The organism is Blautia sp. OM06-15AC (genome assembly GCF_003481425.1).
GTDB lineage: Bacteria > Bacillota > Clostridia > Lachnospirales > Lachnospiraceae > Fusicatenibacter > Fusicatenibacter saccharivorans.
This window is the reverse complement of sequence record NZ_QULD01000007.1, coordinates 137,219-163,511: the sequence shown is the minus strand read 5'-3', so window position 1 is coordinate 163,511 and position 26,293 is coordinate 137,219. Positions and strand designations below refer to the sequence as shown.

General features: G+C 49.3%; 25 protein-coding genes and 1 other annotated feature. Of the genes, 5 read left to right on the top strand and 20 right to left on the bottom strand.

Annotated features, from left to right (window positions below; genetic code table 11):
- Positions 1–87: 87 nt before the first annotated feature.
- Positions 88–1,302, top strand: a complete 1,215-nt coding sequence (locus DXB83_RS10840) for a GNAT family N-acetyltransferase (RefSeq protein ID WP_022462381.1) — start codon at positions 88–90, stop codon at positions 1,300–1,302.
- A gap of 67 nt (positions 1,303–1,369) precedes the next feature.
- Here the strand turns inward: DXB83_RS10840 and DXB83_RS10835 are convergent, their stop codons facing one another.
- Both DXB83_RS10835 and DXB83_RS10830 read right to left on the bottom strand, forming a co-directional pair.
- Positions 1,370–2,596, bottom strand: a complete 1,227-nt coding sequence (locus tag DXB83_RS10835) for a dicarboxylate/amino acid:cation symporter (protein WP_117802377.1) — start codon at positions 2,594–2,596, stop codon at positions 1,370–1,372.
- A gap of 162 nt (positions 2,597–2,758) precedes the next feature.
- Complete coding sequence (locus tag DXB83_RS10830; RefSeq protein ID WP_118697619.1) at positions 2,759–4,090, bottom strand: MATE family efflux transporter; 1,332 nt, start codon at positions 4,088–4,090, stop codon at positions 2,759–2,761.
- A 212-nt stretch (positions 4,091–4,302) separates the two neighbouring features.
- Here DXB83_RS10830 and rfbD point away from each other — a divergent pair, with 212 nt between their 5' ends.
- Positions 4,303–5,148 (top strand): dTDP-4-dehydrorhamnose reductase, encoded by an 846-nt coding sequence (gene rfbD, locus DXB83_RS10825; protein WP_117802376.1) that lies wholly within the window; start codon positions 4,303–4,305, stop codon positions 5,146–5,148.
- The gene (locus DXB83_RS10820) at positions 5,148–6,446 is read left to right on the top strand and encodes a dicarboxylate/amino acid:cation symporter (protein WP_118697606.1); all 1,299 of its coding nucleotides are present in this window, start codon (positions 5,148–5,150) and stop codon (positions 6,444–6,446) included. The genes rfbD and DXB83_RS10820 overlap by 1 nt, the downstream gene beginning before the upstream one ends.
- A gap of 124 nt (positions 6,447–6,570) precedes the next feature.
- Here DXB83_RS10820 and DXB83_RS10815 read toward each other — a convergent pair whose 3' ends face one another.
- The 4 genes from DXB83_RS10815 to DXB83_RS10800 all read right to left on the bottom strand — a co-directional run bounded on the left by DXB83_RS10815 (position 6,571) and on the right by DXB83_RS10800 (position 10,538).
- Positions 6,571–7,074, bottom strand: coding sequence for an NUDIX hydrolase (locus DXB83_RS10815; protein ID WP_118659405.1), 504 nt, complete (start codon positions 7,072–7,074; stop codon positions 6,571–6,573).
- 74 nt (positions 7,075–7,148) lie between these two features.
- Entirely contained in the window at positions 7,149–8,852 is a 1,704-nt protein-coding gene (locus DXB83_RS10810; RefSeq protein WP_022462387.1) for a proline--tRNA ligase, read from the bottom strand.
- A 180-nt stretch (positions 8,853–9,032) separates the two neighbouring features.
- Positions 9,033–9,335: a binding site (T-box leader), on the bottom strand.
- 79 nt (positions 9,336–9,414) lie between these two features.
- Positions 9,415–9,687 (bottom strand): hypothetical protein, encoded by a 273-nt coding sequence (locus DXB83_RS10805; RefSeq protein WP_022461797.1) that lies wholly within the window; start codon positions 9,685–9,687, stop codon positions 9,415–9,417.
- Positions 9,688–9,707: 20 nt separating this feature from the next.
- Positions 9,708–10,538 carry an alpha/beta hydrolase gene (locus DXB83_RS10800; protein WP_055219937.1) on the bottom strand — a complete coding sequence of 277 codons (831 nt, stop codon included), beginning with the start codon at positions 10,536–10,538 and terminating at the stop codon, positions 9,708–9,710.
- A 331-nt stretch (positions 10,539–10,869) separates the two neighbouring features.
- Here DXB83_RS10800 and DXB83_RS10795 point away from each other — a divergent pair, with 331 nt between their 5' ends.
- Entirely contained in the window at positions 10,870–11,685 is an 816-nt protein-coding gene (locus tag DXB83_RS10795; RefSeq protein WP_117509860.1) for a Cof-type HAD-IIB family hydrolase, read from the top strand.
- Positions 11,686–11,740: 55 nt separating this feature from the next.
- On the opposite strand, the gene DXB83_RS10790 is transcribed toward DXB83_RS10795, so the two are convergent.
- The 10 genes from DXB83_RS10790 to DXB83_RS10745 form a co-directional block, all read right to left on the bottom strand.
- On the bottom strand, positions 11,741–12,781 hold the full coding sequence (locus tag DXB83_RS10790) for a YeiH family protein (protein ID WP_118697605.1): 1,041 nt from the start codon (positions 12,779–12,781) through the stop codon (positions 11,741–11,743).
- Between the two features lie 66 nt (positions 12,782–12,847).
- The gene (locus tag DXB83_RS10785; protein WP_118697604.1) at positions 12,848–14,197 is read right to left on the bottom strand and encodes an MATE family efflux transporter; all 1,350 of its coding nucleotides are present in this window, start codon (positions 14,195–14,197) and stop codon (positions 12,848–12,850) included.
- Positions 14,198–14,313: 116 nt separating this feature from the next.
- Positions 14,314–14,871 carry a hypothetical protein gene (locus tag DXB83_RS10780; RefSeq protein WP_118697603.1) on the bottom strand — a complete coding sequence of 186 codons (558 nt, stop codon included), beginning with the start codon at positions 14,869–14,871 and terminating at the stop codon, positions 14,314–14,316.
- A gap of 99 nt (positions 14,872–14,970) precedes the next feature.
- Positions 14,971–15,456: a hypothetical protein gene (locus DXB83_RS10775; protein ID WP_118697602.1), complete on the bottom strand. Its 486-nt coding sequence runs from the start codon at positions 15,454–15,456 to the stop codon at positions 14,971–14,973.
- 158 nt (positions 15,457–15,614) lie between these two features.
- Positions 15,615–16,334, bottom strand: a complete 720-nt coding sequence (locus tag DXB83_RS10770) for an N-acetylmuramoyl-L-alanine amidase (RefSeq protein WP_118697601.1) — start codon at positions 16,332–16,334, stop codon at positions 15,615–15,617.
- A complete protein-coding gene (locus tag DXB83_RS10765) occupies positions 16,331–16,750 on the bottom strand; it encodes a phage holin family protein (protein ID WP_118697600.1) in 420 nt (139 codons plus the stop codon). The genes DXB83_RS10770 and DXB83_RS10765 overlap by 4 nt, the downstream gene beginning before the upstream one ends.
- A 96-nt stretch (positions 16,751–16,846) precedes the next feature.
- On the bottom strand, positions 16,847–17,329 hold the full coding sequence (locus DXB83_RS10760; RefSeq protein WP_118697599.1) for a hypothetical protein: 483 nt from the start codon (positions 17,327–17,329) through the stop codon (positions 16,847–16,849).
- A gap of 80 nt (positions 17,330–17,409) precedes the next feature.
- Positions 17,410–18,963 (bottom strand): RHS repeat domain-containing protein, encoded by a 1,554-nt coding sequence (locus DXB83_RS10755; protein WP_118697598.1) that lies wholly within the window; start codon positions 18,961–18,963, stop codon positions 17,410–17,412.
- Positions 18,964–19,073: 110 nt separating this feature from the next.
- A complete protein-coding gene (locus DXB83_RS10750; RefSeq protein WP_055268114.1) occupies positions 19,074–20,627 on the bottom strand; it encodes a DUF3794 and LysM peptidoglycan-binding domain-containing protein in 1,554 nt (517 codons plus the stop codon).
- Between the two features lie 15 nt (positions 20,628–20,642).
- The gene (locus tag DXB83_RS10745; protein WP_022461788.1) at positions 20,643–21,065 is read right to left on the bottom strand and encodes a protease complex subunit PrcB family protein; all 423 of its coding nucleotides are present in this window, start codon (positions 21,063–21,065) and stop codon (positions 20,643–20,645) included.
- 177 nt (positions 21,066–21,242) lie between these two features.
- On the opposite strand from DXB83_RS10745, the gene DXB83_RS10740 reads away from it, so the two are divergent.
- Positions 21,243–21,974 (top strand): lysophospholipid acyltransferase family protein, encoded by a 732-nt coding sequence (locus DXB83_RS10740; protein ID WP_118697597.1) that lies wholly within the window; start codon positions 21,243–21,245, stop codon positions 21,972–21,974.
- A gap of 131 nt (positions 21,975–22,105) precedes the next feature.
- On the opposite strand, the gene DXB83_RS16920 is transcribed toward DXB83_RS10740, so the two are convergent.
- The 4 genes from DXB83_RS16920 to DXB83_RS10725 all read right to left on the bottom strand — a co-directional run bounded on the left by DXB83_RS16920 (position 22,106) and on the right by DXB83_RS10725 (position 26,203).
- The gene (locus DXB83_RS16920; protein WP_226906323.1) at positions 22,106–22,222 is read right to left on the bottom strand and encodes a putative holin-like toxin; all 117 of its coding nucleotides are present in this window, start codon (positions 22,220–22,222) and stop codon (positions 22,106–22,108) included.
- Positions 22,223–22,303: 81 nt separating this feature from the next.
- On the bottom strand, positions 22,304–23,683 hold the full coding sequence (locus DXB83_RS10735; protein WP_118697596.1) for a UDP-N-acetylmuramoyl-tripeptide--D-alanyl-D-alanine ligase: 1,380 nt from the start codon (positions 23,681–23,683) through the stop codon (positions 22,304–22,306).
- The gene (locus DXB83_RS10730; RefSeq protein ID WP_055228033.1) at positions 23,680–24,729 is read right to left on the bottom strand and encodes a D-alanine--D-alanine ligase family protein; all 1,050 of its coding nucleotides are present in this window, start codon (positions 24,727–24,729) and stop codon (positions 23,680–23,682) included. Before DXB83_RS10730 ends, DXB83_RS10735 begins: the two co-directional genes overlap by 4 nt.
- 55 nt (positions 24,730–24,784) lie before the next feature.
- Positions 24,785–26,203, bottom strand: a complete 1,419-nt coding sequence (locus DXB83_RS10725) for a L,D-transpeptidase family protein (protein ID WP_118697595.1) — start codon at positions 26,201–26,203, stop codon at positions 24,785–24,787.
- Positions 26,204–26,293: the final 90 nt, after the last annotated feature.

Genomic DNA, 26,293 nt, shown 5'->3' with positions numbered 1-26,293 from the left:
TTCCATTTCTTATGATAGAATATTTACGAAAAAATAAAGTATCTGATTCACTATACTTTGATTCACAATAAAATGAGGGAGTAATCCATGATTCAAACGAAAGATTCGAACTTAACCTTCCGCCCGCTGACCATCGACGACGCAGAGCAGTACAATGCACTTCTGCGCTACGCCTTTCAGGTTACAGAGCAGGAGCTTTCCGAAAGCGGATGGAAAGACGATGAAATCAAGCAGTCCAAATTCCCGGTTCTCGTCCGTGCCGATGTGCTCGGCTGTTTCTGCGAGGAGGATCTGGTATCACAGTTCGCGGTTTATCCGCTGGACATGAATATCTACGGTGTCCGCTATCCCGTTGGTTTTGTCACCAGCGTCTGCACCTACCCGGAATACACCGGCCAGGGCATCATGAAAAAGCTGATGATCCGGAGTCTCACGCGCATGCGGGAAAACCACCGTTCCTTTGCGCTTCTCTATCCCTACTCCATTCCGCTCTACCGGAATCTCGGATGGGAAATCATTTCCAATAAGATGACGTACACCATCAAGGACACGCAGGTGCCGCGGAAACTCAAAGCCCCTGGCTATGTGCGCCGCGTGGCATGGGATGACAAGGATTTCAAGGAACTACATACCAAATTTGCTTCGAAGACGCACGGCTGCCTCTACCGCAACAATCTGGCGTGGGAAGAATATTTCCGCTGGGATGAGGATGATACCGTCGTTGCGATCTACTATTCCGCTGATGATGTGCCGTACGGCTACATGGTCTATCTGATCAGCTCCGATATCATGCATATCAAAGAGATGATCTATCTGAACCGCGAAGCGCAGCTGGGACTCTGGGAGTATATTCATGCGCACGATTCCATGATCGATGAGGTCAAAGGAAATAACTACTACAGTGAACCCATCGCGTTCGAGCTTGAGGACAGCGATATCAAAGAAACGATTCGCCCATACTCGATGGGGCGTATCATCGATGTCGTGCAGTTTATGGAACATTACGCCTGCGACCCGGACGAGCCGGATGTGTGTATCCGTTTTGAGATCGAGGATGAGCTGCTTCCGTGGAACAATGACAGCTTCACATTCTTCTTTGAAAAAGGACACTGTGTGCCGACCGACCGCGAGCCGGACCATGTGATGAAAATGACGATCGCATCGCTCACGACACTGCTGCTCGGCTACAAGACGGCTTCCAAGCTGTATGAGATGGCGCGCATCGAAACGACGCCACAGACTGTGGAATGCCTGGATGACCTGCTCTTCCACCATATTCCATATGTTTCGGACTATATTTAATTTATTTTACGCATTGCAAAAGAGGGACTCCCGTGAAAGGAATCCCTCTTTTTCTATGTAACATTTTTTAGTTTTCTTCCAGTTTGATTTTCTCCTGCAGCACAACGCAGCCTGCCATATCGCCGATGACGTTGACGCATGTGGCACCCATGTCACACAGTGTATTGATACTGATGTAAACGCCCATGACGCCGGCCGGAAGACCTGCCATCGTGGCGAGTGCTGCGAACGATGCGATCGCACCGCCCGGGATACCCGGTGTTCCGACAGAAAGCAGGACGTTGGCAAGCAGAATGATCACCATCATCGAAATGCTGACGCTGATGCCGCAGGCATTTGCGAAGAACATGATCATAAACGACATCAGGATCGATACCGCATCCATGTTGACGGTGGCACCGAGCGGGATTGCAATACTGCTGATCTGGTTCGAAACGCCGAGTTCTTTCTCGACACAGCGCTTGCTGATTGGGATCGTCGCGGAACTGGAACATGTTCCGAATGCATTCAGGGCTGCCGGCATGATCGCCTTAAAGAACTTGACCGGACTCGTCTTTCCGATGAGTTTTACAGCGCCGCCGTAGACGACGATCGCAAATCCATAGAATGCCACATACAGAATGATGAGCTGGGTTGCCAGGGAAACGATGGTTTTGGTTCCGTTTGCCTCGACAACCGGCACGATCGTACAGAAGACACCGATCGGGGTGAAGTACATAACGGTGCTGATGACTTTTAAGCAGACCTCATTCAGGGAGTCGATCACGTTTAAGAGCGGCTGTCCCTTCTCTCCGACCGCAATCAGCGTAAAGCCGACAACGACAGCGAACACGAGTACCTGGAGCATGTTGCCCTCCGCAAATGCTTTCACCGGGTTGGACGGGATCAGGTTTTTGATCGTGTCGAGGATGCTGGTCATCTCGGTCGCCTGGATATCGGAAGTTGCCATCTCAAAATGGACTCCCTTTCCGAGGCGGATCAGTCTTGGAATGATAATGCCGACTGCACTTGCAATCGCGGTGGTGCACAGGAAGAAAATCATCGAGTAGCCGGTGATCTTACCTGTCGTTTTTGCATTTCCGATGCTGCAGATGCCCATGACAATTGAGCAGAATACCATCGGGAAAATCATCATATTCAAGGCGTTCATGTAGATGCCGCCGATGACGCCGGTTACGGTCAGAATCGGCGTAAAGCGGTCCGCCAGAAGAAGTCCGGTTAAAATACCGAGAAGCAGTCCGGTAAAGATCGCACCTGTAATATGCTTCTGATACCATGCATAAAACTTTTTCATATGTTCTCTCTTCTCTCCTTTTTCACAGAGTAAGAGGCAGGTGTCCCTGTATCTTCTACCTGCCTCTTCGCATACGGCCATCTTATCACACAACCGCGGATAATTCCACCTAAAAATGGATTTATCCGCGGTTTTTCTGGCTTTTTGTCTTTTTTCTCTTTTTTATACGGCTGCTGCCCGGCTGTGGACTTTCTTCCGCACAATCAGATAGCAGATCACCTGCAGGATAATCGTGATGATCCACGATCCCGGATACGAAATGAACAGCACATACAGCGAGCGGTGCTGCGGGAAAATGCCGAAGATCCACACGATTCGCGTTCCGACCGTTCCGATGACGGACAGAATCATCGGCACCGCCGAGCATCCCATACCGCGCAGGGCTCCCGGGAAGAGGTCCATGATGCCGCAGAGGAAATACGGAACCGTCGTGATCGACAGAATTTCCATACCGCAGCGGATAACCTCCGGGTCCCCGGTGTAAATCTGCAGGATTTCCGTACCGAACAGATACGCGCCGCCACCCATCACCAGTGCGATGCCGCTGGAGAGAATCAGGCAGTCGATCAGCACCTTATCCATTCGTTTGTATTTTCCGACACCGTAGTTCTGGCTTGTGAAGCTCATGCACGCCTGGGTGACGGAGTTGACTGAGGTGTATAAAAATCCCAGCACATTGTTGGCCGCCGTGTAGCCTGCCATTGCAATCGAACCGAAGGAATTGACGGATGACTGCAGCAGCACGTTCGAGAAGTTGATAACGGTACTCTGAATACCCGCCGGGATGCCGACCTGGAAAATCGGGATGATGTAATCCTTTTTCAGGCACAGCTTCGAGAACCGGAGCTGATAACTTCCCTCGCTCTTATAGAGGCACCGCAGAACCAGCAAGCAGGAGATCGCCTGCGAAACCACCGTTGCAATCGCCACACCTGCCACGCCGAGACTGAACACAATCACGAGGAACATATTCAGACCAGCGTTGATCACACCCGATACAATCAGGAAATACAGCGGCCGCTTCGTGTCGCCGACGGCACGCAGAATCGCCGCACCGTAGTTGTACAGCATGAAAAACGGCATTCCCATAAAGTAAATTCTCATATACAATGCCGACTGATCAATGACATCCGCCGGTGTATCCATCAGCTCCAGCGCGCCTTTTGCAAAAAATACGCCCACAAACGCCATCACAACGCCGCTGATCAGCGCCAGCATGATCGATGTATGTACCGTTTCCGACATCTCCCGGTCGCGCCCCGCCGCATAATACCGCGCCGCCAGTACATTCGCACCGAGTGAAATTCCCATAAACAGGTTGATGAACACGTTGATGAGTGCCGTTGTCGATCCGACAGCCGCAAGCGCCTGGCTTCCGCTGAACCGTCCGACGACGATGATATCCACCGCGTTGAACATCAGCTGCAGAATGCCGGACACCATCAGCGGCAGCGAAAAGGAAATCAGCTTGTCCATAATCGTGCCGTTGCACATGTCGATTTCATATTTGTTCTTTTTCAAAAATACTCCTCCTTCTTTTGTAGCAGATATGCAGTCTTACACCGCAGACATATACAGAAATGATACCACTTTTTTCCGGTTCTGCACAGAGACTTTCCATAATTTATTGACTTCTGTAAAGTCCACAGGTAAAATAAATACAATTACAGTTTTTCTGTATATAAATCAAGGACAGGAGAAAACCTATGAAAAAAATATGGATTACAGGTGCCGAAGGCCACATCGGTACTGCCCTTCTGGAACTGCTGGAGGGTGTGGAATATCAGCTTCTTCCGACGGATATTCACGAGGTTGATATTACCAAAATCGATGAAGTCACACAATTTGTTTATGTCAACCGTCCCGACGTTATCATCAACTGCGCCGGTATGACCGACGTTGCCGAGTGTGAAAAAAACCTCGACGAAGCCTATCGTGTCAATGCCATCGGTGTGCGCAACGTAGCGCTTGCCGCCAATGATATCGACGCAAAGGTTATTCAGATCTCAACGGATGATGTTTTCGACAAGGAATCCCGCATCCCGTACAACGAGTTTGATACCGTGCATCCGCGTACGATCTACGGAAAATCAAAAGAGGCCGGAGAGAAAATCCTGACACAGCTTTTGAACCGCTTTGTCATCATCCGAAGCTCCTGGATTTACGGGATCGGCCGCGATTTTGTGGATGAAGTACTCCGCAATGCGGCAAAAGGCGGCACGATGGAGGTTCCAAACAACCAGTATGCGGCTCCAACCAGTGCTTTTGAGCTTGCGCGCGTGATCTGCCACTTTATCGACAGCGAGGAGTATGGTCTGTACCACGTTGTCTGCCCCGGAAGCTGCAGCCGCTATGAGTTTGCAAGAACCATCCTCGAGTATACCGGAAAAACCGGTGACCTTGATCTCTACCCGGTTGTCGCACGCGATGATGTCCGCCCGACCTATTCTGTTCTGGACAACATGATGCTCCGCCTGACCGGTATTCCTGAGCCGCTCGACTGGAAAACGGCACTGAAAGAATATCTCGAAGAAACCGGAGGAATCGAATAATGGTCCGAAACAGAAAAGAAACAACGGAAAAGTCAAAAAAGAAGCCCGGGCTTTCCACCCAGATTTTTATTGCCCTGCTGGCCGGTGCGCTGCTCGGCGTGGTGATTCACTATTGGATCCCGTCCAGCTATATCAAGGACACCGTCATCGTAGAAGGTGTGCTGTATGTCATCGGACAGGGCTTTATCCGCCTGATGCAGATGCTTGTCGTACCGCTTGTCTTCTGCTCCCTCGTCTGCGGAAGTATGTCCATCGGAGACAGCAAAACCCTCGGAAAGGTCGGCGTAAAAACGATCGGCTTTTACCTTGTTACCACAGCACTTGCCGTCTGCATCGCACTTGGAACCGCCCTGCTCATTCACCCGGGTCTCGGACTTAACATGAGTGCGGTTCAGAAAGCCGACCTGTCCTCGACAGCAGCAGATTCCAGCGTCAGCCTGGTGGATACACTGCTCAACATCATCCCGAAGAACCCGATTGGTTCCATGGCAAACGGCGATATGCTTCCCATCATCGTATTCGCCCTGTTTGTCGGTGTAATGCTGGCAAAGCTCGGAAACCGTGCTTCGGTCGTTTCCAACTTTATCAGCCAGTTTAACGATGTCATGATGGAAATGACCATGACGGTCATGAAGGTGGCCCCGGTCGGCGTTTTCTGTCTGATTGCACGTACCTTTGCAACGGTCGGCTTTTCTGCGTTCGCACCGATGCTGAAATACATGGGAAATGTAACACTGGCGCTGGCACTGCAGTGCTTCATCATTTATCAGGTTCTTCTGTTCGTATTCACACGGCTGAATCCGATTAAATTCGTGAAGAAATTCCTTCCGGTTATGGGATTTGCATTTTCCACCGCAACCTCCAACGCGACAATCCCGATGTCGATTGATACCCTGAACAAAAAGATGGGTGTCTCGAAGCAGATTTCTTCGTTCACCATTCCGCTCGGCGCAACCATCAACATGGATGGTACCTCCATTATGCAGGGTGTCGCTGTCATCTTCATCGCAGAGGCATACGGTATTCATCTGACTCCGGCAAACCTCGCAACGGTTGTTGTTACCGCAACACTGGCTTCCATCGGTACCGCCGGTATCCCAAGCGTCGGACTTGTTACCCTGGCTATGGTACTGAATTCCGTCGGACTGCCAACGGAGGGTATCGCTCTTATCATGGGTATCGACCGTATTCTCGATATGCTGCGTACCGCCGTCAACATCACAGGCGATGCTGTCTGCACAACGATTGTCAGCCATCAGGAAAAGGCGCTCAACCGCGAAGTATTCAATCGCAATTAACTGCAATAAACTGCTTGCGAAAAGCCTTTTTCAGACACGCTCTAAGGCTAAGAAAACGCGTTCCCGTTTTCGGAAACCCCTGTGGTTTCCGGCGGGAACGCGTTTTTCTTATCTTATTTTTCTGTTACAGTTCAAATGCCTGGCGGATGCTGTCATAATGCAGGAATTTACCTTCTGCGGCGTACTCTTTGATTTCGTCCGGCGCAGCAAAACGGTAGCCGTCTGTTTCTTCCTCCTGAAGATGGAGATCTTCGTCTTTGACATCCATCACGAAGCGATAGACATCGACAAAGTAATTGTCTCCCTCATCCGGGTTGATGCGCCGGTAGGTAAAGAGATAACCGCCGTCAGCCTTGCTCACATCGAGTCCGGTTTCCTCTCTGACCTCACGGCGCACGGCCTCCCAAGAGCTCTCTCCTGCCTGTGCCGCGCCGCCGGAAACCTCCCACCAGCCCGGTGCCCATGCTTTCGTCATGACACGTTTTGTGATAAGAAAGGTCCCATCCGGTCTTGCGATTACGCCGAGTACGGTCAGGTGAAACTCGCCCGGCTTCATATGCCAGTCATTCCGTTTCATCGTGCGGCCGGTCGGCTGTTTGTTTTCATCATAGATATCCCAGAGTTCCATATCGTGTTTTCTCCTGTCGAACTTCTTCCGAGCCCCATCTCGATTTTTCTTCCCTTTCTCATGGTTCTGAATCATTACAGATACTGTTTAATCTCTTCCATCACATTTTCCAGCGGAATCTGTGTTTTCAGAGTCTTATCGCGGGATGCAACCTCGACAACGCCCTGTTTCATGTTTTTCGGGCTTACGATGATGCGCAGCGGAATGCCGAGCAGGTCGGCATCGGCAAACATTACGCCGGCTCTGACGCTTCTGTCGTCGTAGATCACTTCGATGCCTGCATTCTGCAGATCCTCGTACAGCTTGTCCGCATATGCTCTGACTTCCTCGTCATCGACGCGGACTGCACAGAGGTGTACCTGCCACGGAGCGATAGCTTTCGGCCAGATCGGGCCGTACTCATCGTGATGTGCCTCGCAGACCGATGCTGCCAGACGGCCGACACCGATACCGTAGCATCCCATGATCGGGGTCTTGCTCTCGCCGTTTGCATCGACATAGGTCATATTCATGGATTTTGTATATTTGGTTCCAAGCTGGAAGATATTTCCGACCTCGATACCTCTGGAGATCTTCACGGTCTTTTTGCCGCATTTCGGGCAGATGCCGCCCTCCTGGATTTTTGCAAAATCGTGATACTCGGCATTCGGAACGTCGCGCTCCATGTCGAGTCCTTTGTAATGATGCTCTGCCTCGTTGGCTCCGCAGGAAAGGTTGTTTCTTCCCTCGAGGGATTTATCATAGAGAACAACGGCATCTCCGTTCACCTTCAGGTTCACAGGTCCGATATAGCCTGCGTTCAGTCCGCATTCTTCGGTGATCACGGCTGCGTGAACCTGCTCGCCGAGGAAGTTGACCAGCTTCGTCTCGTTGACTTCGAGATCACCGCGGATGAAAAGGACAACGTATTTATCATCAACATTCTGCTGATAAACAACGGCTTTGCAGGAGTTCTTTGTCTCGTCTCCGAAGAAATTGCAGACGTCTTCAATGGTGTGGACGTTCGGTGTATAAACCTTTTCGAGTGCAGCGGATTCTGCATCTCTTGCGATGTCGGAAATGTTCTCAGCTGCCTCCATGTTGGCTCTGTAATCGCAGGAATCACACAGAACGATGGAATCCTCTCCGACCGGAGTCAGAAGCATGAACTCGTGGGAGATATTTCCGCCCATCATACCGGAATCGGATTTGACAGATACCACCTCCGGCACGCCGACACGCTCGAAGATGCGCTCGTATGCTGCATGGCATTTCTCGTAATACTGCTCCAGATCTTCCTGGCTGGTATGGAAGGAGTAAGCATCCTTCATCGTAAACTCACGCACACGGATCAGGCCGGCTCTCGGACGGGCCTCATCACGGAATTTTGTCTGGATCTGATAGATCATAAACGGATATTTGGTGTAGCTCTGTGCATACTCGCGTACAAGGTGTACGGCTGCCTCCTCGTGGGTCATGCCGAGTACCATTTTGGCATTGTTGCGGTCGGTGAAACGCAGCAGTTCATCGCCGATGCTATCGTAACGGCCGGACTCATCCCACAGAGAAGCAGGCATGACAACCGGAAACTGCACCTCCTGGCCGTCGATTTTGTCCATCTCCTCGCGCAGGATCTGCTCGATTTTGCGCACAATGCGGCGCAGCGGCAGATAGGAAGAATAGATTCCGTTTGCCATATATTTGATGTATCCGCCTTTTACCATAATAGCATGGCTGTCGATGACACAGTCAGCAGGTCTTTCTTTGAAGCGCTCTCCTACTAATTTTTCAAGTTTCATTTTCTGATTTCCTCCTTATTCTTTGGGTTTTCAACATCTGAAATCTTCCAGACGCGAGAACATTCCAGCCTGTCCGATTTTAAGCTTTTATACAACATTTTACGCATCTAACTCATCACTGAAGTAACGAGTTAGATGCTTCGTTTTCAAACAGAAAAAAGCCCTAAACCGCAAGCTGCAGTTTAGGGCGAATTTTTTTATCCGCGGTACCACCTAAATTCAGGAAAACTCCTGCACTCTGACACAAAGCATTTGTACCCCACGATTTTTGTATTTTGTAATACGCGTGATCTCTGCTCTCTGTACCTTCTCTGTAACGGGAGATCCCGGTGCAGCCTACGAAATAAATTTTTCCTGATGGATTTTCTTCTCTTCGGTGCACAGCTCCAAGACCGGTTCACGATAGATTCTGCAAAAAGCTTTCACCTGCCGCTTTCTCTCTGAATGCGCTCTGTCGCTACTGTTTCTTTTCGTCGCTTTTTCACTGCACTGATTGTAGCAGAAACCGGAAAAGAATGCAAGCCCGTTCCTTCTGCTTTTTCTGCATAAACGCCCGCCCAGGTTACAGGCCTTCCCGATACATTCTGCTGATTGCCGCCTGGGCTTCCTCAGACTGTTTTTTCTCAATCCATGCTTTGCGGTCACTCAGGATAGCCAGCATCTCATCGACAACGTCCTCGGCGCGCGGGCTTGTGACGCGGTAGAGATAGCCGAGCATCCGCGTGGCGGTAAAATCGGTGTTCATCTGGCGGTATGCAATTTCCCGGCAGAAGTCGTCCGGGTAACCGTTGTGTTTTAACGCACGGTACAATTCGTCATTTCTCGTTTCTGGCATTGCCTGTCTCCCTTTTTCCTTTAAACATTTACGTTTCCGCTGTTCAGACCTTCCGTCTTTTCCTCAAGTGGCAGCCAGTCCAGTGCCTTTTTGATCCACTCATCCCAGAAATCCCATTCATGGCCACCCTTGCTCTCATAGTAGACAATGTCCATGCCGCTCTCTTCCATCCGTTTATGGTAGAGACGGTTTACTTCCAGAAGTCCGTCCTCTGTTCCGCACGCCTGGAATACGGTCGGCACATTGACAGACGGATCTTTTTTCCGTGCTTCCTTTAACTGCTCGATAAGAACAGCCGGGTTTTTGTCACTCTTTGCTGCTTCGACCAGATTTCCGAAATAACCTTCTTCATGTGCAAAGCTGTCCGCTCTGCTCTCTTCCGGATTTTCCAGCACATGAAGTGCACCGGACAGGCAGATCACAGCCCCGAAGGTATCGTGATATTTCAGGCCATTTCTGAGTGCGCCAAAACCACCCATGGAAAGGCCTCCGATAAAGGTGTCTTCTCTTTTTCTGGACAGCGGAAACATTTTTCTTGTAATCTCAACCAGTTCTTCTCCGATAAACTGTCCGTGCATGGCACCGATGGACGGCTGATCCACATAAAACGCATTCTCGCCGGCCGGCATGACAACGGCAAGGTTTTTCTCCTCTGCCCATCTTTGGATTCTGGTTCCATGAACCCAGTCTGTCTCATTCCCAAAAATGCCATGCAGCAAATACAGCGTTTTAAACGGTTTTTCCTCGCGCTCCGGCTGCCCAAAGGTAAATTTGTCGACCGGCAGAATAACCTGCAGCGGTACGGTGCGCATTAAAGTTTTTGACATGAAGCTTACCTGAATAAATGCCATAATAAAAATCCCCCTGTGGATATATATTTTTCTTTATTTTACGCCTTATTTCCGCATTTCGTCAACGTGGAGTTTTGCGTTCCTCCGGTTCCGGCTTGCACCCCGAAGCAATTCACGATATAATCATGTTTATAGCAATCCCAGAAAATAATGCAAAAAATTCAGCACTGCAGAACGTGAATTACTGCGTCACGGATTTTCGTCGTACCCCGGTACGCCTTCAAATCCGTTCCTTGTAATTCGCGCCCTGCAGCACTGTCTTTTTTGCGTTATTTTCTGGTCTTGCTATAGTTTGAATTTTTTCTGTGACAAGATAAGGAGATTTTCTATTATGATAAAGTTGATTGCAACCGATGTCGATGGAACGCTCGTCAAAGACGGCACACTTCTGATCGACCCGGAATATATGACTGTTGTTTCCAGGCTTGTCGACCAGGGCATCCATTTTGTTGTCTGTTCCGGCCGCCAGTTTTCCAGTGAACAGAAGCTTTTCGCTCCGATCAAGGACCGCCTGCTCTACATCTCCGATGGCGGAACTGTCGTGCGCACACCGGAAAAGATTCTGAAAACATATCCGATGGAAACGGCACTCTGGAAATCCATGTGCCGCATGGTACACGACGAACTTCCGTCCTGCGACTGCTTTGCCGCCACCCCGGACTACTGCCTCGCCGAAGATGCCGGAAGCCGCATGTTTCACTGGCTCCGCGACTCCTACGGCTTCGATGTCCGCGAAGTACCGGATCTATCGAAGGTAGAAAACGAGGACATTATCAAATTCACAATCTACCATCCAACCTCCTGTGAAGAGCTTTGCTCCCCAAATTTCATCCCGGCGTGGAATCATCAGGCAAAACTCGCTGTCGCCGGTAAGGAATGGTTGGACTGCAACGCCCGCGGCGTCAGCAAATGGACCGGTCTCTCATTTCTGATGAACTACTTTGGCCTTACCCCAGACGAAGTCTGCTGCTTCGGCGACAACCTAAACGACATCGAGATGCTTCAGAACGCCGGCGAAAGCTACGCCGTTTCCAACGCCCGAGCGGAAGTCATCGCCTCAGCAAAACACACCTGCCCGCCGTACTGGGAGAACGGGGTGCTGCAGGTTTTGAAAACGTTTTTGAAGGAAACGACAAACCCGTTTTGATTTAAAAAATCCAGGCATCCTATACGGATGCCTGGATTTTTAATTCTCTGTTTCTTTACAGTACCCCATGCGGCGCAATGCCGATCGCAAATTCGACTGCAATCGCTACCAGGACTACCAACAGCGAAATGATGAATCCGTGCAGCATCGGCTTTGCGCCGGAGCGGCAGAGGGATTTGAAATCGGTGTTCAGGCCGATGGCCGCAAGGGCGGCCACCATCAGAAATTTGCTGATGGTTTTTAATGCGGCTGCTGTGCCTGCCGGGATAAGACCTAAGGAGGTCAGTGCTGACATGGCGAGAAAACCTAAGATAAACCATGGAAAAATGGATTTGATGCTTACCTTTACGGCGGTTCCTTCTGCTGCCTGCGCCTTCCGTTTCAGATGTACGTTGATGGCGGCGAATGCCAGAACAGCCGGAATGATGGCGAGGGTCCGTGTCAGTTTTACCATGGTGGCGAAATCACCGGCAGCCTCGCTGAATGCGTAACCGGTGGCAACGACGCTTGAGGTATCGTTGACCGCAGTTCCGGCCCAGAGGCCAAACGCGGCATCCGAAAGGCCCATCCAGTGACCGAGGATCGGGAATACGACAATCATGACCGTATCAAATAAAAACGTTGCGGAGAGGCCATAGGCAATGTCCATATCGGTTGCCTCGATGACCGGCGCGATTGCCGCGATCGCGGAACCGCCGCAGATACCCGTGCCGGCGTTGATGAGGCTGCTCGTCTTCCAGTTCAGTCCCATTGCTTTTCCGATCAGTGCGCCAAGGCCGAAGCACGTTGCCAGGGTAAATACCATAACCGTCAGGGAAAATCTTCCGACCGTCAGCACCGTGCGGATATTCAGGCTCGCACCGAGCAGAATAATCGCAAATTTCAGGATCTTCTTCGATGTAAATTTAATTCCCGGCGCCGTCACGCTGTTCGGCTTGTAAAAGGCGTTCACAATCATACCGATAAACATGGCGATGACCGATGCCCCGATAAAGTGCAGTCCGGCGCTCTCCTCCAGGCTTTCCAGGAATTTCGCCGCAGCGGCAATCACCAGCGCAATCGCCGCTCCGGGAATCAGTTTCTTTGCGTTTTTCATAATAATAACTTCCTCCAGATGTATCGTTTTTTCTTTCTCTCTCCCCAAAACATTCCGTATTTTTCATCACGTCTGATGCTGCCACTTCCCGCTTCGATAGCGAAGGACAAAGAAAATGGCACGAACAACCCAGTCCATCGTCATGGCGACCCAGACACCGAAGACGCCGAATCCCATACGCACACCGAGCACATAGCTCATGCCGATTCTGCAGATCCACATGGAAAGAATCGAGAGAATCATGCAAAATGCCACATCATTGGACGCGCGGAGTACATTCGGCAGATTGAAGGCAATTGGCCAGATTATCATACAGCAGATGCCGTGGTAAACGATGATATCTTCCGTCATGGCTGTTGCCTCCGCAGACAGACTGTAAACGTGAAGCACCGCCGGAAGTGCCGCGATGACACCGAGACAGCAGACGATCATCAGGCCATAAATGATGATGTGCAGCTTTTTCGCATAGTATTTTACCTGCTCATAGTCTCCCGCTCCCGCGCACTGTGCGCTTACGGTCAGCACTGCATTTCCGATCGCCATACCGGGCAGTGTCTGGAAGACAGCAATCGTGTTGGACACCGCATTTGCCGCGATCGACGCTGTTCCGAACTGTGTGATCATACTTAAGACCATAATTTTGCCGAGCTGGAACATACTGTTCTCGAGGCCGTTCGGAATGCCGATGCCAAGGATTTTTTTCAGCATATGGAAATCCGGTTTTAATTTCACCGGATAAGAGCACCGCACTGGATACCGCTTATTATGTACGAGAACAAATGCTGCCGCAGCCGCGTACATACGTGAAAACAGCGTCGGAATCGCAACGCCGTCCACGCCGAATTTCAGCGCATAGACCAGAAGCGCATTTCCCGAAATATTGATCAGGTTCATGACGATGGATATTTTCATCGGCGTTTTCGAATCACCCTGCGCACGGAAAATGGCCGCACAGCCGTTGTAAACCGCCAGAAACGGAATGGAGGCCGCTACGATCATCAGATAAATATTGCAGTTTCTTTCTACCTCTGCCGTAATGTTTCCAAACACAACATGCAGAATAAACGGCTTTAAAAGATAGACCGCCGCCATGATCACAACTGACAGCGCCGTTGTCACCAGCAGAAGCTGGTCAGCTGCCTCACATGCTTTGTGTGGCCGCTTCTTTCCGATATACTGGCCGCACACGACGGCTCCGCCGGTTGCAATCGCGGTGAACATGTTGATCAGCAGAATAAAGATTGTATCAATCAGCGACACACTCGACACCGCCGCCTCGCCGACACTGGATACCATAATTGAATCCGCCATGCCGACTGCGATGGCAAGAAGCTGTTCAATCAGAAGCGGCACAATCAGCCGTTTCAGATCCGCATTGGAGAACAGGTCACCATCCCGTTCCTTCAGATAATTCATCTTTTGTTTCCTCCATTTTCATACCTTCTCTGTTGATGATTTTTCACGCATGTGTATTACACTCATGCTGTTTTTATCTTACCTGCATTTTTACGTAAAAGCAAGAAGAACCGGCATCATTTCTTTACCGATTCTCCATTGATTGTCTGTACCAGGACTTTGTCAAATCTTGCGTATTTTTTTACTTCTTTCATCAGCGTATCGAGGTCTTTCACAATCTGCTCGCGCTTTCCTGTCGGTCCTATGAAATATTCTCTGCTGCCCATTTCCAGCAGATTTCCTGTCGTTCTTGTCCGTACGCCGAAGGTAAGTCTTCTGCTTCCCCGCCGGTAATAAATCGTATAGGTACGCGGCACATAGTTAAACAGGGAACTTTCTATTTCAGAAACCGTATAAAATTCACCGCTCTCCTTCGCCGCCGCATACCGCCTGTCCTTCAGGCAGTCCATTTCGGCTACAGAAATAAAGCAGATCAGATAGTCCAGAAACGAAAACACAACCAGAATCAGTGCTTCCACGATTCGCCCCGTCTTTGTTTTATCCAAAATGTGAACATAGATATCTCCGTAAAATACCGCAAAGAAAAGAACAATACTCAAAATAATCTTAATCCACGGCCAGAGACGGGATTTAATTTTCCGGTTTACTTTAAAAACATTGATCCAGTCAAGCAACTGTTTTTCCTCCAAAGCTGTAATTATACATGTATTTATACTACTCTCTTTTCCCCGTAAAAACAACAGAAATCAGAACACTTCCACTCTTTTTGTATGTTATTTACTTTCCGTATACTTGACACCGTATGAAGTGAGGAGGTTACAAAATTCGTCGGCACTGAACGGTATGATTCCCCAGCTTGGTGCCCGGAACTTGTCGAATATCATGATGCTGGTAAATGGATGATAAGTGCACCAAAACAAACTATCGTCTTTCTGTTTCGATATGTTGAAGAAAAAATGATCATTGTATCTTTGTATCACAGTGAAATCTTCCCATTCTATCTTTTTTTCATACCTCAAAAAAGATAGCTTTATTCCCCATTCGCAAATGTAAATTTGTCTTAGAAGTTCTACAGTTACAGCAACACCAAATAAGCCAATAAAAAACATCATTCCTATCAGTACTATAATACTTTCCTTCAATGAATACGATTGGATCTGGGCTTTTTCTTTTATCCATATACTCGCACAATAATAATTACCCATAGCACACACAATCAACTTTATACTTCTACCCAAATCATCCCATATTACTTTCATACAATCTTCCCCTCGTTATTTCTTTCGACTGTGCAATATTCGCACCACTTGTATCCATGGTATTTACCAGTTCTCCCCCTGCATCGTAAGAATAGTTTACTCCCTGCTTTCCATCGCTGTCAATCCGTCCGATGACATCGTTTTGCAAAGATGGGATTTTACACGCTTCCCCCGTAAAAACAATATGCTTTATGGCAGTTGATCCATCCCGCTCCCGACAGCAGTCTGCCCCAGCTTTTGTTTCTGATTTCTGTGATCGTATAGCTTCCCTGGTCTTTGATGACTCCCACCACCGGGTATTCTACTCCGGGACCTGTGCGGATGTTGAGCGCCGGGTCTGTTACACGGTAGATGCCGGGATTGTATTCACTTTTCTCACTGCCGTCTTCTGTTTCCCGAATCAGACGCTGGAACCGCTCCCAGTCTCCCCGCTTCTGAATCTGGGACGGGCAGTTTTTGCTGCAGATGTCGTAATGCCGGTAAACTGCATCTGACGGAATCCCCGTCTCGTTCATCAGGTTTTTCACCAGCTCCACCGTATGTAAAAATGCGGTTTCGTAATCATATCCTTTCTGCACGCACATCTCAACCGCGATGCTGTTCCGGTTTCCATATCTGCCGAATAGATTTTTACTTCCATAATTTCTCCCGACATGCCAGCATCCTCTGCTGTGCGGCGCAGCCTGATAAGCGATCTCCCCGTCATCTACGTAATAATGCGCCGACATATTCTGAAAATTTCCCTGGTACTGCGCTCTTGCATGCGCGCGGGCATCGGCTCCGGCGGCAAAATTGTCTGTATTGTGTACCACAATACACTGCGGATGATTTTCCGGCCAGGTATTCTGGTTACTGCAATAGCTTCTGTCAATCCTCATTTACTCTGCTCCTCCTTTCTCAGCACATCAATCCTTGACCGCAGAATCTCAGGGATTTTCACACCCATCAGCCCTGCATTTTCCAGAATTGAAACTGCTTCATTTAAAATAGCTCCAATGCAGACGGCATCTCGCAGGTAATTCGTCTGTGTAAACCGATCCAGTTTTTCTGCAACCAGCACAAAGAACAGCATCATCCCTTTTCTGCAAAGTCCTTTCCATCCTGCACGGCTCTCCAGCGTTCCGTTTTCGGATTTCGGGCTCTTTTTAAAAACGACAGGAAGCAGAACGCCTCCTGTGATCCAGTCAATTGCCATGAAGCAGACCAGCGTTTCCAGTGCAGCATCCCATCCTCCAAACTGTGCCGCAAGAAAGCTGCCTGCTGCGGCAATGATCGTGCAATAAATTGATTTCATTGGCATTTCCTTCTTTCTTTTTCCAAATTTGCGTATAAAAAGGGAAGTGGCTTGTAATTTGTGGGATCTTACGGCCACTTCCACTCTTTTTGTATGTTATTTACTTTCCGTATACTTGACACCGTATGAAGTGAGGAGGTCACAAAATTCGTCGGCGCTGATTGGCATAATACGGACACAACTAAATTGTGACTTATCAAATATCACAAAGCTAGTAAATGGATGATATGTTAAAAAAAACAGACCGCTATCTTTTTGTTTTGATACGTTAAAGAAAAAATGATTTTTATATCTTTGTATAACGGAAAAATCCTCCCATACAATTTTTTTCTTATATCCCAAAAAGGTAAGTTCCATTCCCCACTTATGGATGTAAATACGTGTTAAAGCATCTACACTTCCCCATGACACTATCCCGCAAATAAACATCATTCCCAATATTACCCAAAGCTTTTGAGGCAAATTATATAATTCGCATTGATTTTTTGCATCTTCCCAAAATTTTGTCATAAGATACCCGATGCCTATTAATATGACAACTTGTCCAAACATAAAAAACTTACGATATCCTGCTCTCATATTTTCTCCTGTTAATATATTTTCACCTTTGCACGAAGATATATTTTATCTCATCTCGTGCAAAGGCATTTCAAAACTTTTTATCTAAGTGCCGGAAGTCCTATATTCTGCATTTTCTTTGAAATTGCGGATTTATTGTTTTGCCAATTCTTTTTTTCTCCACCTTGTTTAGTACCAAAATTGGTATTGCTATCTTTCTTAAATGTTGATCCATTTTTATTTTCCTGTTTTTGGGGTTTTCCAAAAACACCATCCAAAACACCACTTTTTCCATGTCCAAGAATTGGTGCCTGAAAAAAATTCGAAAAAATCTTTAATGCATCCTTTTCCACTTTTTTCTCTACATGAGCAGTATAGGTTCCTGGCTGTAATGCTGTTACAATACTCTCATAAACTCCAGCCGCAATAGCTCTTCCTGGATCCTTTGAATCCTGATATTCCGAATAAGCTCCTCCTGCAAAACTTACTGCTATTGAAACGGCTATTCCGCCAAAAGCACCTGTGATTCCTCCAGAAATAGCTGCGATAAACGTTCCTTCTTTTGTCACATCTTCGCCACTGATCAAACACTGAATCCAGTATGTAACAACTCCCACAAAGGCTCCTTTTGCTACTTCTTTCAGTACCGCTATAACTCCCTGCAAAGTTTCTGCTAAGCTGCCGTCCTCATCTACCGCATTCACCGGATTGTTGCAGCAATACACATAAAGGTTCTTTCCGTTCATACTGAACATTTGCGCTTTTACAACATCAAAGTTGTCTGCACAAAGGAATCTGCACAGTTCCGGATCGTAATAGCGGCTGGCAGTGACATAGAGTCTGGTGTCGTCATCATAGCAGTAAGCACGATAGCGGAATGGATTGAGCTTTCCGATATTTTCTCCGCTGGTATCGGTCAGACCGGTCTGCTTTCCCCATGCATCGTAAGAATAGTTTACTACCTGTTTTCCATCGCTGTCAATCAGTCCGATGACATCATTCTGGCTGTTGTACAAGTAATAATACTCTTTTTCTCCTTTTTTCAGCATCAGCGGGGATTTATCTGCACCGTAAACAAACTGAACCAGTACATCTCCATATTTGGTTCCCATCAGTTTATTTCCGCACCAGTAGTTCTTATGGCTGATTCCGTTCAGGTCTTTCCACTGGACTCTGTGTCCTTCGCTGTCGTAATGGTACACTGCTTTCTTTCCGTTTAAAGTCAGACTCTGCAGCAGACTTCCTCTGTACCAGGTCAGTGTTTTTCCCTGATAAGCTGTAATGTTGCCGACCGCATCATAGGAAATGCTGCTGCCATTATAGGAAATAAGTTGATCTTTCCACCCTGAAGTGCGGTAGGTAAACACATCTGTCTTTACCGCAGTGCCAAGTGTTCCCGTTGTATAGGAATACTCTTTTCTCGATGTCATATTCATTCCGGCATCGTAGGTATACGTAATACTTTTATTTTCCCATGCAGAATCCACACGGGTCAGTTCACTCAGCGCATTATACGTATATTTTACTTTTTGAACACCATTTTCGGAAATCGTAGTAATATTTCCCACAACATCATAAACAAAGGACGGTGTTTTTCCGTTATTGTTGATTTCTTTGAGAAGCAAGGTTGTAATTCCTGCTTTTCTTCCCGTCACAAAAGTGTACCTGTTCTTTCTGCAATGCAGATCGGCATGGAACTCGCAAAAAGACAGCCTGCTGCCTGATGGATTAACTCCATTCTTAAGGCAGTAGGCTGTCTTTTCCGCTATACCCGCTCCACTAATAACTGCTGCATCGGTGTGAGTGTTTCGGTTTTCAGTTCATTTAATTCCCTGATCTTATCTGTCGTCGTATAGAATTTCTTTGCGATATCCCACAGGGTATCCCCCGGCTTGACGAAGTAGCAGGTGATGCCCGGGAGGCTCTGCAGTTCTTCCGGATCTCGGTCTTTTTCTTCGACGTACTGCATTACCATCTCTTTTCTACGGCGGAAGACGAGGGCGTTCAGGTTCAGTACGACTTTGGCTTCGATGTCGCTGCTGTCCGGCATGGTTGTGGAGAGCTGGTCAATGGAGGACTGGAGTTCGTAGCGGCAGTCCGGTCCGATTCCCGGGACTTCGATGGTGTGGCGGAAAGGGAGGGCGGTTTCGGCGGCGTAGAATGGCATTTCATCGTCACTGACCACGTAGAGCGCCCTGAGTTCCACCACACCGGTTACTTCGATGCCGTTTTCTACGATTCTTTCCTCGTCGATCTTGATTTTGCCGTCGCTGTGGCAGATCTGCAGAATTTTATTTTTCGGCACGCGCATCTGCAGTTTGTCGGTCAGGCGGCATTTGGAGGAATTGCGGATCAGAAGGCTCTCCAAAGTCTCCTCCTGCACTTTTGGAATGCATTCTCGGTGCGGATGGTAAACGTCCTGCAGAAGTGATACGGTTTCTTCCTGATACAGACAGATGTCAAGTTCGAGTACGGCCTCCGCCTGCAGGACCCGCTCCTCGCCGTCGGAATCGGGCTGGATTTCGAGTGTGGTCTGGCCGAGTGTGCTTTCGATCCGCGGGATCATCTCGGAGATGCAGCCCTGGCATTCCACTTCTGCCTGGAACGGGAGCGCCTGCTCCACCCACTGCAGCGGGTGATCCTCCTCGCCGTCGCTGTACAGACAGAAGACAAAGAGTTCTCCCTGCGCACTGACCCGCCCCTCCTCAGAGCGGAGATCGAGACCGCGCACTTCCAGATCCTGCCAGAGAATCTCGTGCAATTCCGGCTTGCCGGACGGAATCGTAAGCTCCTTTTTGACACGCAGCACATCTTTTTTCTGCACTGCAAGCTCAACCACGCGGTATTCCTGCCTTTTTACCGCGACGTCGCTCTCCCCGCGGATTTCCATCGGCACGGCAAGGTCGCACAGTTCCTCGATCCACGCGTGCAGCGTGACGATCGCGCGCACGCCCAGCTTCCGCGAGTTGATGAGATGCAGGTTCAGATCTTCCACTTCCCAGGTGATGCAGACCTTGTCGCCCCCTGTCAGACCATCGAGATGGATCGTCTCGTCGATCGGAAGCTCGCCGGAGAGCTGGCAGATCCGGCGCCGTTCGCCGTCGGAGACGTACAGCAGATGAAAGGTGAGGCCGCCGAATACACGCGCTTTTCCTTCCGAAATCTGCACATCCCCGATCGTCACCTCGCCTTTTTTCTGAATCATCCGCCCCACATCGGGCCTTGCGTCCGGCACATTGTAGTCCTCGTCAAACGTAATCTGTGACACCGCTTCGCTTTTTCTGCTGATCTGATGCAGAATCTTTTTTACAAAATCCATAAGGCTCCTCCCACTCTAATCCTCAAATACGACTGAGATTCCCGCCGCCGCTTTCGTTTTCAGCACGACGTAAGGGCAGGAGGCGGCGCCTTTCTGCTCCTCCTTTGCGGCAGGTCCGACGAGTTTTGTCCGCACGAAAACGGCGTTTTCCGATTTCGATACTTCTTCGATCTGTATGGAAAAGCCTCCGCTTTTCTGCTTTCCGTAGCCGCGCAGTATGTAGAGATCGTCCCCGCTCTCGTACGCCATCTGGAACGCGGATTCTTTTTTCCTGCGCAAAATCTGATCGATTTCCGGCGGAAAATCGCCCGGCTTTACAATCGCATACGACAGTTCTTTTCGCTCGCCCTCGCTCACATCTGTGATCCGGCACGATGCCAGGAGCATCAGAATCACCGCCGCCAGAAGAACTCTTCCCCGTCTCTTTTTCTTCATCATTCCAAACGCCGCTTCCTGCTCTTTCTATCCATTGTATGACGGGCCGCAGTCTTCTATGACGCAAAATCTTTTTCTGAAAAAGACGAAAGTTATTGCAACATGCCCCGTCAATGACGTATACTGAAAAGTACGCAATAACTGAATACCACTATTTTTACCAAGAGGAGAAAAAGATTCATGATTCGTTTTATTCTGGTCATTCTGACCGCTTTTCTGTATCTGATTCTGTCGATCCCGGTGCTTCTTGTTCTGCTTCTGATCCGGAAGAAAAAGCCGGAGGTCTGTGACAAGGTAAGCCGCTCCCTGATCCGCTGGATTTTTCGCGTAATTCTGTTTTTTTCCGGCACGAAGATCACCGTAAAAGGTCAGGAAAATATTCCGAAGGACCGGGCTGTTCTATACATCGGCAATCACCGCAGCTATTTCGATATCCTTGTAACCTATACAACGGTTCCGGGTTCCTGCGGATTTGTCGCCAAAAAAGAACTTTCACGCATTCCGCTGTTAAAGAACTGGATGGATCTCATCCACTGCCTCTTCCTCGACCGCTCCGACATCAAACAGGGTCTGCAGATGATCCTTGCCGGATGTGAGGAGATCAAGAGCGGCACTTCCATCTGTATCTTCCCGGAGGGTACCCGCGGCAAGACGGAGAGCGAGCTGGAGCTCGGCGAGTTCCACAACGGTTCATTCAAGATGGCAACGAAAACCGGCTGCCCGATCATTCCGCTTTCGATTTCCGGATCCAGAGAAATTCTGGAAGCACATTTCCCGAAGATCCGCGGTACCCACGTTACCGTAACGTACGGCAAGCCGATCATTCCGGGCGAGCTTACGAAGGAAGAGAAAAAAGAGATTGGAAATTATACGAAAAACATTCTATTAGAACAATTGAAAGAAAATGCTTGAAAATGCCAGACCCCTGCGATATAATAAATATATAAAAAGAAAGCACCCACTCCAAAGTGGATGCTCTCGAGAAAAGGGTTAAATGTTCTTACGAACACCGCCTATCCCGTTTGCCGACGGGGTAGGCATTTTTATTTTCGCTTATTTCTCTTATCGAGAAAGGTAAGCAACGCAATGATGAAGCCTCCGAAGGAAATCAGTAAAGCTAAGATTCCCAGAAAAACCATAATAATTTCGTATGCTGTCATTTACGCCACCTCCCTTCCTATGTATTCATTAGCTCGGGAGGCTACCACCCTGTCATGGGTACTTTCCAGTTTAAAATTTTATCATAATTTCTGTGCTGTTTCAAGCATCTCCACAATCTTTCCATATTCCATAAAATGCGATGCCTTTACCAGAATCTGATCGCCGTCCTGTAAGAGCTTCGGCAGTTCTGCCATCAGGCTCTCGCGGTCTGCAAAGTGGCGTACCTCAAGCTTCGAATCAGCCTCTTTTGCCGCTTTTGCAAGATGCTCGCAGAGCGGTCCCGCACAGTAGAGGGCGTCAATGCCGCAGGTTCCGGCGTGTGTGCCGACTTCGGCGTGGAGTGCTGCCTCATCGGTTCCAAGCTCTCCCATATCGCCGAGCACGGCCACTTTTCTTCCCTTCGCCTCTTTCAGAACATCGAGAGATGCCTTCATCGAAACCGGGTTTGCGTTGTAGCAGTCATCGACAACGGTGTATTTTCCTGTCTCGATGATGTGGAATCTTCCGCTCACCGACTGCAGTGTCTCGATTCCCTGTTTGATCTGCTCCAGCGTCAGCCCGTACATGCATCCGACTGCGGTTCCGGCCAGCGCATTGTAAACCATATGGCGTCCCGGAATCGGAATCAGTGCAGAAAAGCTCCCCTGCGGGGTATGAATCCGGCAGGAAATGCCGCGGAAGCCCTGGCTCTCGATCTCATCGGCATAATATTCGTTCTTTTCATCCAATCCGAAATGAACCGGCTTGATGCCGTGAACCGTTCCAACAGTAGACAGCTTATCATCGTCCCCATTGATGATAATGTGCCCGTTCTCACGCAGATGATCAAAGATCTCGGTCTTCGCCTGTAAAATACCGTCTCGCGTCTTCAGATTTTCCAGATGGCACCAGCCGATATTCGTAATGACTGCGGTCTCCGGGCGTGCGATCTTCGCCAGACGGTGCATCTGGCCGAAATCGTCGATTCCCATCTCGAGAACCGCCATCTCATCCTCCTCGCGCAGGCGGAAAACAGTAAGTGACAGTCCCAGCTCATTGTTAAAGTTCGCATCCGTTTTCAGCACACGGTATTTCTGCGCCAGCACCGACGCGATCGTCTCCTTTGTACTGGTCTTTCCAACACTTCCCGTAATGCCGACAACCGGAATATTGAGCTGCTGCATATAGTATTCTGCCATTGCTTTAATGGCCTCCATGGAATCCTTCACGAGGATATACGGGCATGGCGGTGTTTCAAGTTTCTGCTCGGAAATAACAGCAAGTGCGCCCTGGGAAGCCACGTTCGGGATAAATTTATGGCCGTCCACACGCTCACCCGGAATTGCAACGAAGAGGCTTCCCTCTCCCGCTTTCCGGCTGTCCGTCACGATATCCGTGACTTCCGCTGTTTTCTTTTCTTCCGGTCCGAAGTAGATTCCGCCGCACACCTCTGTGATGTGCGCAAGTGTCATATTTTTCATGCGTTGTTACCTCTTTTTCTGAGAGAAAGCTGGATCAGCAGCTCGCAGAGTTCCGGATAGGAAATGCCGAGTACCTGTGCCTCCTGCGGCAGAAGGCTGGTCGGGGTCATGCCCGGAAGGGTGTTTGCCTCGAGGCAGTACATTCTTCCGTCCTTGCGCATCATAAAGTCGAGACGGCAGTAGTTTTCGATACCGAGAGCGGCAGCGCCGTCCTCTGCGTGCTTCTGCATTTCTTTCGTCTGCTCCTCCGTCAGTACGGCCGGGCAGGTATCAACAGTAGCTCCGGCTTTGTATTTGTTCGTGTAATCATAGAAGCCTTCGATCGGTGCAATCTCGATGATCGGGTAAGCCTTTCCGTCTACCACGCCAACGGAGAACTCTCTTCCCTCGATATACTCCTCAACGACAACCTCCGGTTCGTAGGAGAAAGCATCCTTCATAGCCTGCCAGTATTCTTCGTTCGTGTGTGCAATATAGACACCGACACTGGAACCGCCGCAGCACGGTTTTACGACAACCGGAAGCTCCAGGCCAAAGCCGGACAAAGGCTCGCTCTCCTGGCCTTTTTTCAGGGTCACGCCGTTCGGGGTCGGCACATGGTGTGCACGGAAGAACTGTTTTGTGATGGATTTGTCCATTGCGAGGGCGCTGCTTAAATAGCCCGTTCCGGTATACGGAATGCCGAGCAGATCGAACGTAGCCTGTACCTTTCCGTCCTCTCCGTTTGCGCCATGCAGGGCAAGGAAAACAACATCCGCTGCCTCGCAGAGTTCCAGTACGTTCGGTCCGAAAAATCTGCGGCGGGATTCGATCATTTCGTTTAATCCTGCATCAAAGCTGTGCATATATTCTGCTGCTTTGTCTATATCGTACGCCTCCTCTGCAAATACATCTTCCAGGTTCCCCTTCACATCGATACCGCAGAAAACGTCTACCAGAACTGCCTGATGGTTTTTCTCGCGGAGTGCCTTGCAGACCATAGTTCCCGATGTAATGGATACCGAACGTTCCGTGCTGGTTCCTCCAGCTAATACTACTATTTTCATCTATCAAAATCTCCTTTATTTGATGTGCTTCTGCTGTGATGCTTAAGCGTTTTTCCTACAGGCTGTTTTTCTGTGTAGGCTGCGGCCCGGTTACATCATCCAGGCTATAGTATACGATAACCGGGTCCCCAATTTCAATAGCATTGAACACTTTTTCTGCTTCTGTGTACGGTGTATTCACACATCCGTGGGATCCGTTCGTCAGATAGATGTCCCCGCCGTACTCGGTACGCCAGCTCGCATCGTGAATTCCGACGTCGCCGTTAAACGGAAGCCAGAACATGACATGGCTCGGATAGAGCTTGAAATCACAGTCACTTTTTTTCGCATCCACCGCCCAGACACTGCCTGCCGGAGTGTCATAGCCCGTCGCATGATTGCCCGTTGTGACCGGTGTTTCCGTCACCAGAACGCCATCCTTGTAGCACCACATTTTCTGCTGGGAAATGCACACCTCGACGTATGTATTTCCGATATCATTTGCCGAGCGGTCATTGGCCGTATAGAGGTAAACCGGGTCGAGATTTCCCTGTGTTTCGTCCTCGATCGCCTGCAGAAGTGCCTGCGTCGTCTCCTCCTTGTCGATGCACCAGCCGTAATCGCCGCCCGCATTCAGGTTAATGGTCGCGCCAAGACTCGTTTTGAAGGTATGCGCCAGCCCGAAGGTGTCCGTCTCATACGCCATATGGCGCACAAAAGCTGCCGCTTCGTCCTGCGAAATCGTGCAGGTTCCATCCTCCCCCTGTACGAGCCAGCTCTGTAAGGTCGCCCGGTCTATGGCATAGCTGTTTTCACCGATTGCATACGTGATCCGCGCCGCTGTCAGGTGGTTCAGTTCCGCCATTTCCCCATTCAGTGCTTCATCATCCTGCGTAATGCCCGGTTTCCGGTAAACATCTTTTTCTTCCAGATCCACGCTCGCCGCTCCGGCATCCAGCGCCTCGATGACAGCCTGCTCCGCCTTCTCATAGTCCACCTGCTCGCCCTCTGTTTCCGGCACAATGACGTACGAGGTTCCGTTATCCGTCAGATACGCATCCGTCGGCGCTTCCTGCTGTTCTTCCTGAAACCCTTCCATCGTCTGCAGTTTTTCCTGCACCATTTCTTTGTCATAGACAGAGTCCGCCGCCACCTGGTTTTCTTTCTCTTTCCAATAGAATGCAGGCCATGCAAGAGTATTCTGGGACTCCAGCAGTTTTTCCACCGCGTGGTCGTCCACATACGTGAGGCCGATCTCCGTGCCGCTTAATGTCTCTGTTTTTCCACCGCGCTCGGTAATGCTGAGTGTATAATCCACAATGTGCTTCTGAATTTCCTCTTTGACCTGCTCTGCGGTCAGCCCTGCGCAGTTCAGTCCGTTGATCGCGGTTTTCGGGAAAAAGTGGGATGCATAGTAATGCCCCACGCCCGCGTAACCGCCTGCGGCCGCAAGGAGTATGAGTCCTGCGGCAATTCCTATTACTTTCTTTTTCATGTTTTTCCTTTCTGTCCCATAGAAAATTTCTTTTTAACTTTCTGATAGAAAAAAGCCGGAACTCCCCCACCAGAGTTCACAAAAACTGTG